General features: G+C 72.4%; 15 protein-coding genes. 6 read left to right on the forward strand and 9 right to left on the reverse strand.

The features are described 5' to 3' along the window. Nucleotides 1-31: 31 nt before the first annotated feature. The 6 genes from ACFZAM_RS34265 to ACFZAM_RS34290 form a co-directional block, all read right to left on the reverse strand. The gene (locus ACFZAM_RS34265) at nucleotides 32-1,240 is read right to left on the reverse strand and encodes a Gfo/Idh/MocA family oxidoreductase (RefSeq protein ID WP_391051791.1); all 1,209 of its coding nucleotides are present in this window, start codon (nucleotides 1,238-1,240) and stop codon (nucleotides 32-34) included. Between the two features lie 68 nt (nucleotides 1,241-1,308). Then, nucleotides 1,309-2,370 carry a substrate-binding domain-containing protein gene (locus tag ACFZAM_RS34270; protein ID WP_391051794.1) on the reverse strand — a complete coding sequence of 354 codons (1,062 nt, stop codon included), beginning with the start codon at nucleotides 2,368-2,370 and terminating at the stop codon, nucleotides 1,309-1,311. A gap of 94 nt (nucleotides 2,371-2,464) precedes the next feature. Next, the gene (locus ACFZAM_RS34275) at nucleotides 2,465-3,484 is read right to left on the reverse strand and encodes an ABC transporter permease (RefSeq protein WP_391051797.1); all 1,020 of its coding nucleotides are present in this window, start codon (nucleotides 3,482-3,484) and stop codon (nucleotides 2,465-2,467) included. Next, a complete protein-coding gene (locus ACFZAM_RS34280; RefSeq protein ID WP_391051800.1) occupies nucleotides 3,481-5,091 on the reverse strand; it encodes an ATP-binding cassette domain-containing protein in 1,611 nt (536 codons plus the stop codon). Before ACFZAM_RS34280 ends, ACFZAM_RS34275 begins: the two co-directional genes overlap by 4 nt. Further along, nucleotides 5,088-6,254 carry an ROK family transcriptional regulator gene (locus ACFZAM_RS34285; protein WP_355343557.1) on the reverse strand — a complete coding sequence of 389 codons (1,167 nt, stop codon included), beginning with the start codon at nucleotides 6,252-6,254 and terminating at the stop codon, nucleotides 5,088-5,090. The genes ACFZAM_RS34280 and ACFZAM_RS34285 overlap by 4 nt, the downstream gene beginning before the upstream one ends. Before the next feature lie 264 nt (nucleotides 6,255-6,518). Next, the gene (locus ACFZAM_RS34290) at nucleotides 6,519-7,955 is read right to left on the reverse strand and encodes a cation:dicarboxylate symporter family transporter (protein ID WP_391051804.1); all 1,437 of its coding nucleotides are present in this window, start codon (nucleotides 7,953-7,955) and stop codon (nucleotides 6,519-6,521) included. Nucleotides 7,956-8,091: 136 nt separating this feature from the next. On the opposite strand from ACFZAM_RS34290, the gene ACFZAM_RS34295 reads away from it, so the two are divergent. The 3 genes from ACFZAM_RS34295 to ACFZAM_RS34305 all read left to right on the forward strand — a co-directional run bounded on the left by ACFZAM_RS34295 (nucleotide 8,092) and on the right by ACFZAM_RS34305 (nucleotide 11,699). After that, complete coding sequence (locus tag ACFZAM_RS34295) at nucleotides 8,092-9,807, forward strand: ATP-binding protein (RefSeq protein WP_391051813.1); 1,716 nt, start codon at nucleotides 8,092-8,094, stop codon at nucleotides 9,805-9,807. Then, a complete protein-coding gene (locus ACFZAM_RS34300) occupies nucleotides 9,804-10,490 on the forward strand; it encodes a response regulator (RefSeq protein ID WP_391051816.1) in 687 nt (228 codons plus the stop codon). Before ACFZAM_RS34295 ends, ACFZAM_RS34300 begins: the two co-directional genes overlap by 4 nt. Before the next feature lie 228 nt (nucleotides 10,491-10,718). Beyond that, a complete protein-coding gene (locus ACFZAM_RS34305) occupies nucleotides 10,719-11,699 on the forward strand; it encodes an aldo/keto reductase (RefSeq protein WP_391051819.1) in 981 nt (326 codons plus the stop codon). A gap of 16 nt (nucleotides 11,700-11,715) precedes the next feature. On the opposite strand, the gene ACFZAM_RS34310 is transcribed toward ACFZAM_RS34305, so the two are convergent. Beyond that, nucleotides 11,716-13,320 (reverse strand): ATP-binding protein, encoded by a 1,605-nt coding sequence (locus ACFZAM_RS34310; protein ID WP_391051822.1) that lies wholly within the window; start codon nucleotides 13,318-13,320, stop codon nucleotides 11,716-11,718. After that, nucleotides 13,317-13,979 (reverse strand): response regulator, encoded by a 663-nt coding sequence (locus tag ACFZAM_RS34315; protein WP_391051825.1) that lies wholly within the window; start codon nucleotides 13,977-13,979, stop codon nucleotides 13,317-13,319. Before ACFZAM_RS34315 ends, ACFZAM_RS34310 begins: the two co-directional genes overlap by 4 nt. A 135-nt stretch (nucleotides 13,980-14,114) precedes the next feature. On the opposite strand from ACFZAM_RS34315, the gene ACFZAM_RS34320 reads away from it, so the two are divergent. After that, a complete protein-coding gene (locus ACFZAM_RS34320; protein WP_391051828.1) occupies nucleotides 14,115-14,762 on the forward strand; it encodes a hypothetical protein in 648 nt (215 codons plus the stop codon). Here the strand turns inward: ACFZAM_RS34320 and ACFZAM_RS34325 are convergent. Continuing rightward, nucleotides 14,732-15,127, reverse strand: coding sequence for a hypothetical protein (locus ACFZAM_RS34325; protein ID WP_391051831.1), 396 nt, complete (start codon nucleotides 15,125-15,127; stop codon nucleotides 14,732-14,734). The two genes, ACFZAM_RS34320 and ACFZAM_RS34325, sit on opposite strands and share 31 nt — an antisense overlap. 90 nt (nucleotides 15,128-15,217) lie before the next feature. Between ACFZAM_RS34325 and ACFZAM_RS34330 the strand changes: the two genes are divergently transcribed. Further along, nucleotides 15,218-15,658, forward strand: a complete 441-nt coding sequence (locus ACFZAM_RS34330; RefSeq protein ID WP_355343584.1) for a protein-tyrosine phosphatase family protein — start codon at nucleotides 15,218-15,220, stop codon at nucleotides 15,656-15,658. A gap of 231 nt (nucleotides 15,659-15,889) precedes the next feature. After that, complete coding sequence (locus tag ACFZAM_RS34335) at nucleotides 15,890-16,507, forward strand: hypothetical protein (RefSeq protein WP_391051834.1); 618 nt, start codon at nucleotides 15,890-15,892, stop codon at nucleotides 16,505-16,507. The last annotated feature ends 54 nt before the right edge of the window (nucleotides 16,508-16,561 follow it).

A 16,561-nucleotide genomic window follows, 5' to 3' on the forward strand; every position in this document is an offset into this window, starting at 1 on the left:
CCCGCGTAGCCGTGAGGGGGCGTTCTTTCGGTCACTGACCCCGGTCGGTGGGCTCCGGTCCCGGTCCGGGGTCGGTGTTCTCGGCGGTACGGGCAGGGAGCGGGGTCCAGGCGGCGTCGTGCTCGGCGCTGCGCTGGACCGCGTCCAGGACGAGCTGGACCTCCAGGGCGTCCGCGAAGGACGGCTCGGGGTCGCGCCCCTCCGCGATGGCGGTGACCAGGTCGCGGGCCTGGTGGGTGAAGGCATGCTCGTAGCCGAGTCCGTGGCCCGGCGGCCACCAGGCCGACAGGTAGGGGTGGTCGGGTTCGGTGACCAGGATGCGGCGGAAGCCCTGTTCCGCCGGTGGCTGGGCGGCGTCGAGGAACTCCAGTTCGTTGAGGCGTTCCAGGTCGAAGGCGGCGGAGCCGAGGGAGCCGTTGATCTCGATCCGCAGGGCGTTCTTGCGGCCGGTGGCGAAACGGGTCGCCTCGAAGGTGGCCAGCGCGCCGCCGTGGAACCGGCCGAGGAACACCGTGGCGTCGTCCACGGTCACCTCGCCCCGCGCGGCGGGCACGGCGCCGGGCAGCGGTCGTGTCGGCACGAAGGTCTCGCTGAGCGCGGCGACGCCCGACAGCCGGTCGCCCGTCAGGTGCTGGGCGAGGTCGATGATGTGCGAGCCGATGTCGCCCAGCGCGCCCGATCCGGCGTGCTCGCGCCGCAGCCGCCACACCAGCGGGAACCGCGGGTCCACGATCCAGTCCTGGAGATACACGGCGCGTACGTGCCGGATCCGGCCGAGCCGTCCGTCGGCGACGAGGCGGCGCAGCAGCGCGAGCGCCGGGACCCGCCGGTAGGTGAAGCCGCACATGGCGCGGACGCCCGACTCCCGCGCCCGGTCGGCGGCCCGGCACATCGCGCGGGCCTCGGCCACCGAGTTGGCGAGCGGCTTCTCGCACAGGACGTGCTTGCCCGCCGCGAGCGCGGCGACGGCGATCTCGGCGTGGCTGTCGCCCGGTGTGCAGATGTCGATCAGGTCGATGTCGTCGCGGGCGATCAACTCCCGCCAGTCGGCGGTGCTTTCGGCCCAGCCGAGCCGCTCGGCGGCGGTCGCGGCCCGCTTGGGGTCGCGACCGCACAGCGCCGCCATATGGACGCGGGCGGGCAGGTCGAAGACATGGTCGACGGTACGCCAGGCCTGTGAGTGCGCGGCGCCCATGAAGGCGTGCCCGACCATGCCGACGCGTAGCCGCTGAGTGGTCATGTGGTCTCCCTGCTCATCGGGGTTCGGTGCGCGCAAGCGCGCGGTGAAAGGAAGGGGAGCCGCCGGGGTCAGAAGCCCAGCGGCAGGTAGTCCGCCACGTTGGACTGGGTGATGGTCTCCGAGGCGAGCCGCAGTTCCTTGGGCACGCCCAGCTCCGTCAGGTCGGCCATGCCGCGGTTGTTGGCCAGCAGCCGGGCGAGCGAGACGGCCGAGCCCGCCATCGTCGGGCTGTAGGTGACGGTGGCCTTGAGCACCGTGTTGTCGTCGCGGATCTGCTCCATGACCTTGCGCGAGCCCGCCCCGCCGACCATGAAGAACTCGTCCCGCCCGGCCTGCTTGACCGCGGCGAGCACGCCGACGCCCTGGTCGTCGTCGTGGTTCCACACCGCGTCCAGCTTCGGCGCCGCCTGGAGCAGGTCGGAGGTGACCTGGTGGCCCGAGTCGATGGTGAACTGCGCCGAGACGCGGTGCTTGACGCTCATGCCGTACGTGGCCAGGGCCTCCTTGAAGCCGCGGCTGCGGTCCTGGGTCAGCGGCAGATTGTCGATCCCGGCGATCTCGGCGATCGTCGCGTTGGTCTTCCCGTCCGCCTTGAGGCGGCTGCCGATGAAGTGACCCGCGGCCACGCCCATGCCGTAGTTGTCGCCCTTGATCAGGACCCGGAACGCCTGTTCGTCGGAGAACTGCCGGTCGAGGTTGACCACCGGGATACCGGCCTGCATGGCCTTGCGTCCGGTGGCCGTGAGTTGGGCGCCGTCGAAGGGCAGCACCACGATGACGTCGGGCTTGGACTGGATCAGCGTCTCCATCGCGGCGCGCTGGGCGGTGGCGTCCTCGCCCGCCTCCACGGCCTTGAAGGTGACCTCGGAGAACTGCTTGGCACGGCGCTGCGCGTTGGTGGTGATGGCCGCGAGCCAGCCGTGGTCGGCGGCGGGGGCGGAGAAGCCGATGGTGATGGCCTTGCCGGGCGCGCCGCTGTCCACGGGCGCGGCCGGGGCGGAGCTCTGCGCGGACGGCTTGTCCTCGCTGTTGGAGGTGCAGGAGGCGACCAGGGCGGTGGCACCGACGGCCGCGCCGCTGAAGAGGATGTTTCTGCGGGAGACACGGGAGCTTCTTGACTTTTCAGACATTTCGTCCTCCGCGAGGGTGGGTGGTGCCGTGCGAGTGGCGTACGGCGTACGGCGGGCGGCTGGGAGAGACCGGAAAGGGGGGCGCCGGTGGCGGTCAGGGGCGGCGGCGCAGCAGCAGCTTGCTCGGCTGGAACTGCTGGACCAGGACGGCGCCCGCGATGATGGCGCCCTTGACGATGTTCTGCACTTCGGCCGGCAGATTGTTGAGGATGAACAGATTGGTGATGGTGGTGAAGACCACCACGCCGAGCAGCGAGCCGACGACGGTGCCCCGGCCGCCGGTCAGTACGGTCCCGCCGATGATGACGGCGGCGATGGCGTCGAGTTCGTACAGGTCGCCCTGGCCCGAGGAGCCCGCGTTGGCCTGGGCGACGACCATGATCGCGGCGATGCCGCAGCACACGCCGGACAGCGCGTACAGATAGACCGTCTGGCGGCGGACGTTGATGCCCGCCAGGCGGGCCGCCTCCGCGTTGCCGCCGACGGCGACGGTGCGGCGGCCGAAGGCGGTGCGGTTGAGCAGCACCCAGCCGACGGCGGCGACGGCCGCGAACAGCCAGACCAGCAGCGGGATGCCGAGAAACTTGTTCTCCGCGAAGCGGTTGACGGCCCCGACGTCGACCTCCTGGGTCTTCTTGTCGGAGATCTTGGCGGCCAGACCGCGGGCGCTGACCATCATGGCGAGGGTGGCGATGAAGGGGACGAGGCGGCCGTACGCGATCAGCAGGCCGTTGACCGTACCGGCGACGGCGCCGACGATCACGGCGGTGAAGACCATGCCGGGCACGCCGAAGTCCTGGGTGGCGACCGTCGTGCACCACACGGCGGCCAGCGCGGTGAGCGCCCCGACGGACAGGTCGATGCCGCCGCCGATGATGACGAAGGTCATCCCGATGGCGATCACGCCGATCGCCGACGCCTGGGTGAGCACATTGAGGATGTTGCCGCTGGTCAGGAAGCGGTCGTTGGCGCTGATCAGGCCGATCACCACGAGTGCGGCCAGGACCGCGGTGAGTCCGAGATTGCGCCGTACGGGCTCGGCCGCGTCCCGTCTCCACCAATTCGTCGGTTCGGTCTTCGCCGCCGGCGGCGGCGAGGTGAGGTCGGTCGTCACTGGTCCGTCCCTTCCAGCAGTGCCCCCGCCATGACCAGGTCGAGGACCAGGTGTTCGTCCAGCTCGCGCGCCGGGGCCTCCCGTACGATCCGGCCCTCGCGCATCACCAGGACCCGGTCGGCCAGGCCCAGCACCTCGGGGACCTCGCTGGAGACCAGCAGCACCCCCACGCCTTCGTCGGCCAGGTCCCTGATCACCCGGTACAGCTCGGCGCGGGCTCCGACGTCGACGCCTCGGGTGGGTTCGTCGAGCAGCAGCAGGCTGGTGCCGCCGAGCAGCCAGCGGCCGACGACGACCTTCTGCTGATTGCCGCCGGACAGGGTGCCGGCCTTGCGTCCGACATCGCGCGGGCGCAGGTCGAGCCGGTCGGCGATGCCGCGCGCGGCGGTGCGTTCGGCGCCGCCGCGTACGAACCCCGCGGTGGTGTGCCGGGTCAACGAGGCCAGGCCGATGTTGCGTTGGACGGCCTCGTCCAGCAGCAGCGCCTGGCTCTTGCGCTCCTCCGGCGCCAGGCCGAGCCCTGCGCGCACGGCGGCGGGGACGCTGCCGGGCCGCAACCGCCGCCCCCGTACGAGGACATGGCCGTGGTCCGGGCGGCGCGCGCCGAAGACCGTCTCCAGCAGTTCCGAGCGGCCGGAGCCGACGAGTCCCGCGATGCCGACGATCTCGCCGGGCGCGACGGTGAGCGAGACGTCGCTGAACTCGCCCTGGCGACTGAGGTGTTCCACCCGCAGCAGTTCGGTCTCCGGCTCCTGGCGGTCGGTGCGCTCGGCGGCCGCCCGCCTGGAGAAGGTGGGGCGGCGCGGGAAGACGTACTCCAGGGAGCGGCCGGTCATCAGGCCGACGAGTTCCTTGGTGGGGGTCGAGGCGGGCAGGTCGGCGGCCGTGGTGCGGCCGTCCTTGAGCACGGTGACGCGGTCGCAGATCTCGCGGATCTCGTCGAGCCGGTGCGAGATGTAGATGACGGCGATGCCCTGGCCGCGCAGTTCGCGGATGATCCGGAAGAGGTTGGCGACCTCGTCGTGGGCGAGGACCGCGCTCGGTTCGTCCATGACCAGCAGCCTGGCCTCGCGGGACAGGGCGCGGCCCATGCTGACGATCTGCCGTGCGGCGGCGGGCAGTTTGTCGATCGTGCGGTTGACGGGGATCTCGGCGTGGCCGAGGCGGCCGAGGACGGCGCGGGCCTGCTCGCGCATGCCGGGCCTGCGGACGAACCCCGCGGTGCGCGGTTCGTGGCCGAGCAGCACGTTCTCCGCGACGGTCATGTGCGGGACGAGGTCGAGTTCCTGGTAGATGGTGGCGATCCCGGCGCGCATGGCCGCCTGGGGGTCGGCGAAGGTGACCGGTCTGCCCCGCCACTCGATACGGCCGGAGTCGGGCCGGTGCACTCCGGAGAGCACTTTGATCAAGGTGGACTTGCCCGCGCCGTTCTGGCCCAGCAGGCAGTGCACCTCCCCCGGCCGGACCGCCAACTCGACGCCGTCCAGGGCCCGGACGCCGGGGAAGGTCTTGACGACCCGGTCCAGGCGGAGGATCGGCTCCCGGACGAGGTGGCGGCCCGTGGACGCGGGGGAACGGGCGGGTGGGCTGGGAGGGTTGGCGGTCATAGCTGTCTCCCGTAGTGGAGTTCGCTGGCCAGCAGCGCGGCGCCGACGACCCCGGCCCGCGGGCCGAGTTCCGACAGGACGATCGCCAGATTGCCGGTGGCCAGCGGCGGCGAACGTTTGTAGACCACGCTGCGGATCTCGGCGAGCAGGAGGTGGCCGAGTCCGGCCAGGCCGCCGCCGATGACGATCATCGACGGGTTCATGAGGCTGACGAGGTGGGTGAGGACCTGTCCGACGCGGTGGCCGCCGTCCCGGACGAGGTTGAGGCAGACGAGGTCGCCGCCCGCCGCGCACTGGGCGACGTCCGCGGCGGTCACCGCGCCGTGGGCGGCAAGCCGTTCGGCCAGCGCCTCGGAGCGTCCGGCGCGGGCGGCGGCGGTGGCGTCCCTGGCGAGGGCGACACCGCCGAAGTGCGCCTCGAGACAGCCGGTGTTGCCGCAGGAGCAGGGCAGGCCCGCCGCCTCGACCTGGATGTGTCCGATGTCGCCCGCCGAGCCTTCCGAGCCACGGTAGATCTGGCCGTGCACCTGGACACCGCAGCCGATGCCGCTGCCGATCTTCACGAACAGAAGGTTGTCGACGGAGCGGGCGACGCCGCTGTGGTGTTCGCCGAGCGCCATCAGATTCACGTCGTTGTCGACGACGACCGGGCAGCCGTGCTCGCTGGTCAGAGTGGAACGCACCGGGAAGCGGTCCCAGCCGGGCATGATCGGCGGGGAGACGGAGACGCCGTCCCGGAAGCTGACCGGTCCCGGCAGGCCGATGCCGATGGTGTCGAGCCGGGCGCTGCGGCTCTGCGCGCCCAGTTTGCGCAGGAGTTCGCTGACCCGGTCGAGCACGGGTCCGGGTCCCTGGCGGATGTCGGCGCTCTCGGAGTACGAGGCGACCGCCGCCAGGCGGCCATCGGTGATCTCGATGTCGATGGAGCTCGCGCCCAGGTCGACCGCGGCGAAGCGCAGTTCCGGGTCGAGTTGGACGAGGGTGGAGCGGCGACCGCCGCGCGAGGCCGCGGGTCCCGCCTCCAGGATCGTGCCGCTCGCGATCATCCGGTCGAGTTCGGCCACCAGCCGTGGGCGCGGCATCTCCAGCTCGTCGGAGAGCTGCGCCCGGGACAGCGGCCCGAGGTCACGCAGTCGGCTCAGTACGCGGTACTGGATGCTCACAGGCCCACACTTCCTCTGACGGCATCAGAAGTTGTGACGGAACGTTAGGACCGCACCAAGGGTCGGTCTAGAGCTTTCACAGAGATTGCTAAAAGTTGTTATAGGGATGACAAAAAGAGTGGACGGTCCGAACTGAAGGTGGATCACTTCCGGCCATGCGTCAGGGAGTTGATTCGGTGGCGGGCGTTCCGGGGCGGCGGGCACACACGCGGGCCCCGCCGGAAGGGGGAGTTCCGACGGGGCCGTTCGGGAGGGCGCGGGAGGTCAGAGGGCGGCGGTCTCCTTCTTGACCAGAGCTCCCTCGGGCGCGGACCGATCGGGCGCGGACTGATCAGGCGCGGGCCGGCCGGGAACGGGCTGGCCGGGCATGGCCGACGGCGCGGAGGCGTCGCCCTCGTCGGACAGGGTCGACTCGTCGAAGGGCAGCTCTCCCGCGAAGACCCGCCGCGCGCGGTCGCGGTCGAACTCCTTCGTCCAGGTGCCGATCAGGACGGTGGCGACGGCGTTGCCCGCGAAGTTGGTCACGGCGCGGGCCTCGCTCATGAAGCGGTCGATGCCGACGATCAGACCGATGCCGTCGACCAGCGCGGGACGGTGCGACTGGAGTCCGCTGGCGAGCACGGCCATGCCGGAGCCCGAGACCCCGGCGGCGCCCTTGGAGGCGATCATCATGAACAGCAGCAGCGAGATCTGCTGGCCGAGGGAGAGCGGCTGGTCCATCGCGTCGGCGATGAACAGCGACGCCATCGTCAGATAGATCATCGTGCCGTCGAGGTTGAAGGAGTAGCCGGTCGGGACCGTGATGCCGACGACGGGCCGGCTCACCCCGAGGTGTTCCATCTTGGCGATCAGCCGCGGCAGCGCCGACTCCGACGACGACGTGGAGACGATCAGCAGGAACTCCCTGGCGAGGTAGCGCAGCAGGTGGAAGAGGTTGACCTTGGCGAACAGCCACAGCGCCGCGCCGAGGATGACCACGACGAAGATCAGGCAGGTCACGTAGAAGCCGATCATGATCGTGGCCAGCGCCTTGAGCGCGTCCACGCCCGCGGAGCCGACGACGGCGGCGATCGCGCCGAACGCGCCGACGGGGGCCGCCCACATGATCATCGACAGGACGCGGAAGACCAGTTTCTGGATGTGCCCGACGCCGCGCAGCACGGGCGCCCCGACCGGTCCCATGGCCTGGAGGGCGAAGCCGACGAGCAGCGCCACCAGCAGCGTTTGCAGCACCTGGCCTTGCGTGAAGGCGGAGACCAGGGTGGTCGGGATGATGCCGAGGACGAAGTCCACGCCTTCGGCGGGGGCGTCGGTGGCCTGGGCCTGGCCCGCGTTCTTCAGCGCCTCGGTCAGGTGCAGCCCGCTGCCGGGGTGCAGGATGTTGCCGACCAGCAGGCCGACGGCGAGCGCGGCGAACGACATGGTGACGAAGTAGCCGAGCGCGAGGCCGCCGACCTTGCCGACCTTGGCGGCGTTGCGGACGGATCCGATGCCGAGCACGAGTGTGCAGAAGATGATGGGCGAGATCATCATCTTGATGAGATTGACGAAGCCGGTGCCGATCGGCTTCAGCTCGACGGCCACACCGGGCGCGAGGAGGCCCAGCACGGCGCCCGCGATCGTCGCCAGGATGACGGCGGTGTAGAGGTAGTGGGTATGGTCTCGACGGCTCGTGACGTCGCTGGGGGCCTGGGCTGACACCTTCGTCTCCCTCGGTCCGCGGGCGCCGTCCCGAACGCCCGCGATCGGACAGGTCCCGGTGACTATGCGCTCGGGGCGTGAGCCAGGTCACGTTTGCGTTCATTGAGTTCGCGGGTTGGCGTGCACACTGTTGTGCATGCCCGCCATACCCCCCACGTCGAGCACGGCGGCCGGACCGACGCACCAGGCCAGCGCGGCGAGCCCGGCCGCCCGGTTCACCGTGCCCGGACTGAGCCGCTTCCGCCGCACTCGGACCCGGCCGCGCATCCTGGCCGGTCAGCTCTTCGCCGTGCAGGTGGTGATCGTGGCCCTGGTGGTCGGCGGCTGCGCCGTGCTGGCGTACGTCAACGCGGGCAGCCGGGCCGAGGACGCGGCCCGTGACCGCGTCTCCGCCGCGGCCACCGCCGTCGCGGACTCCGACACCGTCGTGCGGGCGGCGCGCTCCGCCGATCCCACAGCGGCCCTCCAGCCGTACGCCGACCGCGTCACCGCGGACGCGCGCGTGGACTTCGTGACCATCATGGACACCCACGGCATCCGCTGGACCCATCCCGACAGGTCGCTGATCGGAAAGCACTTCCTCGGCCACATCGGCCCCGCCCTGCGCGGGCAGTCGTTCACCGAGACGTACACCGGTTCGCTCGGCGCCTCGGTGCGCGTCGTGACGCCGGTCCGCTCCGGCGACCGGATCGTCGCGCTGGTGAGCGTCGGCATCAAGGTCGACACCATCAGCCAGCAGGTCCGCAAGCAGCTCACCGCCCTGGTCGCGGTGGCGCTGGCCGCGCTCGTCGTCGGCGGCCTCGGCACGTATGTGGCCAACCGACGGCTGCGCACGCACACCCACGGGATGGCCGCGACGGAGCTGAGCCGGATGTACGACTATCACCAGGCGACGCTGCACGCGCTGCGCGAGGGCCTGATCCTGCTCGACGCCGACCGCAGGGTCGCGCTGTGCAACGACGCGGCGCGCGAGCTGCTGAGCCTCGGCGAGCAGGAGGTCGTCGGCCGGTACGTGGACACGCTCGGCCTGCCCGTGTCGCTGACCGGCGCGTTGCTGGCCGCCGAGCCGCGGGTCGACGAGGTGCACCTGACGTCCGAGCGGGTCGTGGTCGTGAACACCTCGCCGGTACGCGGCGGCGAGCGCCGCGGCACCGTGGTCACCCTGCGCGACCACACCGATCTCCAGGCGCTGACCGGGGAGTTGGACTCGGTGCGCGGCTTCGCCGAGGCGCTGCGCTCCCAGGCCCACGAGTCGTCCAACCGGCTGCACACCGTCGTGTCGCTGATCGAACTGGGCCGCGCGCAGGAGGCGGTGGACTTCGCCACCTCCGAGCTGGAACTCGCCCAGGCGCTCACCGACCGGGTGGTGGCGGCGGTCGGCGAACCGGTGCTCGCGGCGCTGCTGCTCGGCAAGGCCGCCGAGAGCCACGAGCGCGGGGTTGAGTTGACCGTCACCGAGGACAGCCGGATCGACGACGGCGTCCTGCCGCCCGCGCTCACCGCCCGCGACCTGGTCACCGTGCTGGGAAACCTGATAGACAACGCGATCGACGCGGCCATCGAGGGCGCCGCGCGCGGCGGCGGCCGGCCGTCGGTCACCGTACGGGCCAAGGTCGAGGAGGACGAGCTGCTGCTGAAGGTCACCGACTCCGGGCGCGGCGTCGACCCCGCCACCATCCGCGAGGTGTTCCGGCGCGGCTGGACCACCAAGAGCGAGGGCCACGGCCTCGGCCTCGCCCTGGTCCAGCAGGCCGCGCGGCGCGCGGGCGGCACGGTCGGCCTCGACCGCGCCGAGGGCGGCGGCGCGGAGTTCACCGTACGGCTGCCGCTGGGGCAGGAGGCACGCGCGTGATCAGGGTCCTGGTCGTCGAGGACGATCCCGTGGCGGCCGACGCGCACCGGATGTACGTCGAGCGGCTGCCCGGCTTCGCGGTGGCGGCCGTCGTCCACACCGGCGGCGCCGCCCTGCGCCTGCTGGACCGGCAGCCGGTGGACCTGGTGCTGCTCGACCTCCATCTGCCCGACGGCCACGGTCTCGACCTGGTACGACGGATGCGCAGCGCGGGGCAGAGCGCCGATGTGGTGGCGGTGACCTCGGCGCGGGATCTCGCGGTCGTACGGCAGGCCGTCTCGCTCGGGGTCGTGCAGTACCTGCTCAAGCCGTTCACCTTCCCCTCGCTGCGGGACCGGCTGGAGCGCTGGGCGCGCTACCGCAGTGACGCGGCGGGCGGTGAGGCGTCCGGGCAGGACGAGGTGGACCGGGTGCTGGGGGCGCTGCGCAGTCCGCAGGCCACCGTGCTGCCGAAGGGGCTGAGCGGTCCGACCCTCGAAGCGGTGACCTCGGCCTTGCGGGCGGCGGCGGACGGCGGCTTGTCGGCGGCTTCGGCGGCCCAGGCGGCGGGGGTCTCGCGCATCACGGCCCGCCGCTATCTGGAGCACCTGGTCGACACCGGGCTCGCGGTCCGCAGCCCGCAGTACGGGCAGGTCGGCCGCCCGGAGCTGTGTTACCGCTGGTCGGACGGGGCGAAGCCGTAGGGCGGTACGGTCCGGGCCGGTCAAGGACGGTGCGGGCCCGTAAGGGCTCGGTCGGTGCGGCGGGTGACGGGCGCGGCGGCGGACGACGTACGGTGATCATGCGGGTGGGCGGGATGTCGCGGGTGTACGCCCGCGCCGCACGGCCGCAGCCGTCCTCGTCGTCGAAGTCGAAGTCGCAGTCGCAGTCGCAGTCGCAGTCGCAGTCGCCCCACGGTCAGGAGCCGTCGCATGGTCACGCAGCCGCCGCCGTCGCTCGCCGACGTACCCCACCGGATCGGCCTCGGCCTGGCCGCTCTCGGGCGGCCCGGATACATCAATCTCGGCCGGGAGCGGGATCTGCCGCCGGGCCGGGACGTGGCGGCGATGCGACGGCGGACGCACGAGGTGCTGGACTTCGCGTACGCGCGCGGCGTGCGCTACTTCGACGCGGCGCGCTCGTACGGCCGGGCCGAGGAGTTCCTGGCCGAGTGGCTGGAGGCGGGCGGTGACCGGCCTGGGGTCATGGTCGGCAGCAAGTGGGGTTACACCTATACGGCGGACTGGCGGGTCGACGCGGAGACCCATGAGGTCAAGGACCACAGCGTCGGGGTCTACGACCGTCAACTCGCCGAGACGCGCGGGCTGTTCGGCGACCGGCTCGACCTCTACCAGGTGCATTCGGTGACACCGGACAGCCCGGCTCTCACCGATCCCGTCCTGCACCGGCGGCTGGTCGCGCTCGCCGATCAGGGGGTGGCCGTGGGCATCTCGACCAGCGGGCCCCGGCAGGGTGACGCGATCCGCGCCGCCCTCGATGTCGGCGTCGACGGGCGTCCGGTGTTCGGCAGCGTCCAGTCCACCTGGAATGTCCTGGAGCCGTCGGCGGGCCCCGCCTTGGCGGAGGCGCACGAGGCGGGTCGTACCGTCATCATCAAGGAAGGTCTCGCCAACGGGCGTCTCGCAGAACGCGACCCGCGACTGGACGCGGTGCTGGCTCCGGTCGCCGAGGCGACGGGAGCCTCCTACGACGCTCTGGCGCTGGCCGCCGCGCTGCGTCAGCCGTGGGTCGACGTGGTGCTGTCGGGAGCGGCGACCGAGGACCAACTGGCCTCGAATCTGCGCGCGACCGACGTCCGTCTCGACGACGCGCAACTCGGCCGTCTCGTCACCGAGTTGGCGCAGACACCGGCCGCGTACTGGGATCACCGCTCGCGCATGCCGTGGAACTGACCCGGAACTGACGGGGTCACACATCGGCGTCCGGCAGCCGGAGTTCGAAGCGGGCGCCGCCGCTCGGCGCTGCGCCGACGGTGAGCGTGCCGCCGTGCCGGTGCGCCACGTCGCGCGCGATGGCCAGGCCGAGTCCGGCCCCGCCGTCGTCCCGGCTGCGGGCCTCGTCGAGCCGTACGAACCGCTCGAATATCCGCTCGCGCTCGGCCTCCGGTACGCCCGCGCCGTCGTCGGCGACCGCGAGCACGATCCGGCCGTCCCCGCGGCGTACGGACACGGTGACCTCGGTGCGGGCGTGCCGTTGGGCGTTGTCGAGCAGATTGCGCACGAGCCGGGCCAACTGGCCCCGTGACCCGTTGACTTCCGCTCTCAAGGCGGCGTCCTGACCGATGTCGACGGCGACCGGCGTACGGTCGGCGGCCCGCCCCTCGGCCTCCTCGCGCACCAACGCGGCCAGATCGACCGGCCGTTGCGTCGGCGTCTCCCCCGCGTCGAGGCGGGCGAGCAGCAGCAGGTCGGCCGCGAGTTGCTGGAGTCGCACGGTGTCCTTGACGGCGCCGGGGACGTCGAGCAACTGCGGGTGCGCGGAGCCCACTTCGAGCTGCGTGCGCAGGGAGGCAATCGGGCTGCGCAGTTCGTGCGAGGCGTCGGCGACGAAGCGGCGCTGCCGTTCGACGGACGCTTCGAGGGCGGTGAGCGTTTCGTTGGTGGTCCGGGCCAGCCGGGCCACCTCGTCGTGCGCCGCGGGCTCCGGCACGCGCCGGGAGAGGTCCTCCGAGGCCGTGATGGCGGCCATCTCGCGGCGGATGCCCGCGACCGGGGCCAGTGCGCGGCGGGTGACCAGCCAGGTCACGCCGCCGACGACCGCCAGCAGGGCGGGCAGTCCCGCCAGCATGACCACGGTGGTGGTGCGCACGGCGCTCTCGCGCGCCGCGAGCGAGGCGCCCGCGTGGACCAGGACCGTCTGCCCCGCGAGGTCGGTGGCCTTGACCGTCGCGAACCGGTAGGCGGCGCCGCGGCCGTCCAACGTGGCGTGTCCCGCGCCCTCTTGGACGGTGCCGCTGATCTCGCCGACGACGGGGTCGGCGGTGCCGGTGGGCGTGGCGTGGTCGTCGCTCCCCCGGCCGCTGGGGGTCGTCTCCTGCGCGTCGCCGTCGCGCCCGCCCTTGCCCCGGCCACGGCCGCCGCCTGCGCCGCCGTGGTCGTCGGCGGTCCCGCTCGGCGACACGGTCGGTGGCGGCGTCAGTGCCGAGGTCGGACTGACGGTGGGTGTCGGCTCGGGCGCAGACCCACGCGGCGTGACGTCCGGCACGCCCGTGCCGCTGATCTTCTCCAGGGTCCTGCTCGCGGCGAGCAACCGCCCGTCCGTGGTGGCCACTTGGACGGGCGCGTCGTCGGGGAGGGCGAGTCCGGAGTAGAGCGCGGCGTCCGCCTTGCGGGTCGCGACGGTCACGGCGACGCGGCGTGCGGTGTCGTTGGCCTGGCTCTGGGCCTGCTCGGTGAGGTTGGCGCCGAGCGAGAGGAGGACCGCGATCCCGGCGGCCACCATCGCCACGGTCACCACGGCGGTCGCGCCCAGCACCGTCTTGGCCTGCACGGAGCCGAGCGGGCGGCGCCTCATGACGTGACCAGGCGGTAGCCGGCGCCGCGTACCGTCTGGATGGTGGTTGCGCCCAGCTTGCGGCGCAGCGCGCTGATGTAGACCTCGATGATGTTGGGGTCGCCGTCGTAGGCGAAGTCCCAGACGTGCTCCAGGATCTCCGGCTTGCCGACCACCTGGCCCGCCCGGACGGCGAGTTGTTCGAGAACCGCGAACTCCTTGGCGGTGAGCGCCACTTCGTCCTCGCCGCGGAACACCCGCCGGGCGGAGGTGTCGACGGCGAGGCCGCCGACCCGCAGGACCGGCGAGGCACCGGGAGAGGCCCGGCGGCGCAGCAGTGCCTTCACCCGTGCGACGAGCACGACGTAGGAGAACGGCTTGGTCAGATAGTCGTCCGCGCCGGTGTCCAGGCCCTCGGCCTCGTCGTACTCGCCGTCCTTGGCCGTGAGCATCAGGATCGGTACGTCGTTGCCCGCGGCGCGCAGCGCGGCGCACACGCGGTAGCCGTTCATGCCGGGCAGCATGATGTCGAGGACGACGAGGTCGTAGGCGCGGTCTCCGGCCAGGTGCAGTCCCGAGAGCCCGTCGTGGACGACGTCCACGGCGAAGCCCTCGGCCGTCAGTCCCTTGGCCAGGGAGACGGCGAGTCTCTTCTCGTCCTCCACGATCAGCAAGCGCATGGGCCCACCCTCCCAAATCGAACCTGAAGCGATCTTCAGGTCGCTTCAGGCTGCCTTCAGCTTGCTCCGGCCATCGTGTTGGCACGGACACAGCAACGACACAGGCCGGGTACAGCCCGGCCGGGGAGGCTCCTCATGAAGCGCGACATCACCGTCGCCGCCGTCGCCGCGGCGGCCCTGCTCGCCGGTGGCGGCTACACCGCCATCGCCGCGGGTGACGACCACAACGGCCGTGCGACGGCAGTCCCGAGCGCCACGTCCCCGCACGACGCGGGCGACGACCACGGCGGCGACCGCCGTACGCCGTCGACGGGTACCCCGACGGGCGTCCCGACTCCCAGCAGCACCGGCCTCACGGCGGCCGAGGCCGTGACCGCCGCGCTCACGCTGTATCCGGGGACGGTCGTCTCCGTCGAGCGTTCCCGCGCGGACTTCTGGGAGGTCAGGGCGCTCGGAAAGGACGGCATGCTACGCGAGTTGAGGGTGAACGCGACCTCCGGCACCGTCAGCCTGGACGGTCACCGTGGCGGCGGTCGGGGCGCGGCGACTCCCCGCCCGACGCGTTCGCCCGGGGCCGACGACCACGGCGCGGGCACCCCGAGCCCGACGCGTTCGCCCGGAGGTGACGACCACGGTGGCGGCACTCCGAGCCCGACGCGTTCGCCCGGAGCCGACGACCACGGCAGTGACGACCACGGAGGTGACCGGTCGGGCGACGGTCATGGGAGCGGGCACAGCGCGGACGACGGCGCTCAGCACCGGGGCCGAGGCGACGACTCCTGAGCCGTGGTCGCGGCGGCGAAGCCGCCCTCGGGGGTCGGTTCCGGGGCGAGGAGGACGGCGGTGTCGGGTACGGCGAGGCCGGCGGCGGCGAAGGCGCGGCGGAAGCCCGCGACCTGGACGGTGTGCGCGGGGCTGGCGACGACGGCGACCCGCTCGTGGCCGAGGCCGCGCAGGCGCCGTCCCGCGAGGTGACCGGCGCCCTCGTAGTCGATGGTGAGGACGAAGAACAGTTCGGGGGCCGCGTTCTCCCAGGCGCAGAGCACGACGGGGAAGCGCGCGTCCGCCAGCAGCGGGAGGTGGTCGATGAGGTCGCGGTCGCCCGCTATCAGCAGGGCGTCGAACGAGCGGCCGGACAGACCGGCCATGATCGCCTGTCCGCGCGCGCTCGCCGCGCCCGGTGTGGCGGCGGGGTCCGCGCACGGGTCGCGACCGGCGGGTCTCGGTAGGGTGCCGGGATGACCGAGAGCTGGGACCCGTCGGGCGACGGGATCGTACGGTTTCCGTCCGGTGCGCTGGTGCGCGGGCGCGGTCTGCGCCGACCGCTTCCGGCGGGCCCGACGCCGTCCTTCGGCGTCTATCTGCTGGGCGGCGAGCCGCCGTTGACGCGCTGGGAGGCGCGGTGGGTGCGCTGGCCGGATTTCCGGCTGCCCGCCGATCGACGGCAGGCGCGGGCGGCCTTCGAGGAAGCGCTGGCCCGGGCGGCGGACGAGCGGGTGGAGGTCGCGTGCGGCGGCGGCATCGGGCGGACCGGAACGGCCCTCGCCTGCATGGCCGTTCTGGACGGGGTCCCGGCGGACGAGGCCGTCGCCTTCATCCGCCGGCACTATCACCACCGCGCCGTGGAGACGCCGTGGCAGCGCCGCTTCATCCGCCGCTTCGACCGCGCGGAGCGCTGAGCGCGCGCCTGCGGCGATCCCCAACGCGCCAGACAGGTACGGGAATCCGTCATCGCTTGTTCGCTGATCGTAACGCGGGCGAAATGCCGGTTTGATGTCCTGTCGAGTCACAGAACGGCCCGGTCCCCGGCCTCTTCGTGAGAGCCGTACCGGAGGCGCTCAGGGCTCGGGGGCTCGGCGGACCCAGCGGTTCCGACGGGTCCAGCGGGTGAGCGGGGGAGGACGGCCCGGATGGCGATGGACAGCGGGTCGGCGGCATGGGCGGACGGACCTCAACCGCCGAGCGGCCGATGTCTGGTCAGTGTCGAACTCGGCATGGACCTCGGCGTCGAACTCGCCGTCACGCAAAGGGACATGCCCACGGCCTCGGTGGCCAACCGACCGGCGCCCGCGCTCTCGCTGGCCGTACGGACGCCGGGGCGGCAGGCCGTCTTCTCGGCCGCGCCCGGCGCGGCCCTGCCGGGTGAACACCGCGTCCTGGACGAGCACTTCGTGGTCGACGCGGACACCCACGAGGCGCCGAAGTGGCGGCAGCTCGCCGATGTGCTCTACGGGAGCAGGTCGCGCTCGGCAGGCGACGCGAGCCGCTGGCTGCTGGCCGTCACCGCGGCGCACGACACCTGCCGGATAGCGGCCGTTCCCTTGGTCAGGGACGGCGGTTGGGCGGTACTCGACACCACGGACCGGCAGATCACCTTCGTACCGGTGACGACGTCGCTGCGACCCTGGTTACTGCCGTCGTGCCTGCTCGGCTGGCTGACGGCGGGCGGCACACTCCAGGAACTGGCCGCCGCCCGGCTGGACTGCTTCCCCGCCGAGTCGGACGCCCCGCGCCCCGGTGAGGGCTGAGCCCGATCCGGCTCTGCCGCCCCCGAGGCCGGTGACGACACGCCCGCCCCGTGT

The organism is Streptomyces sp. NPDC008079 (assembly GCF_042957385.1).
Lineage (GTDB): Bacteria > Actinomycetota > Actinomycetes > Streptomycetales > Streptomycetaceae > Actinacidiphila.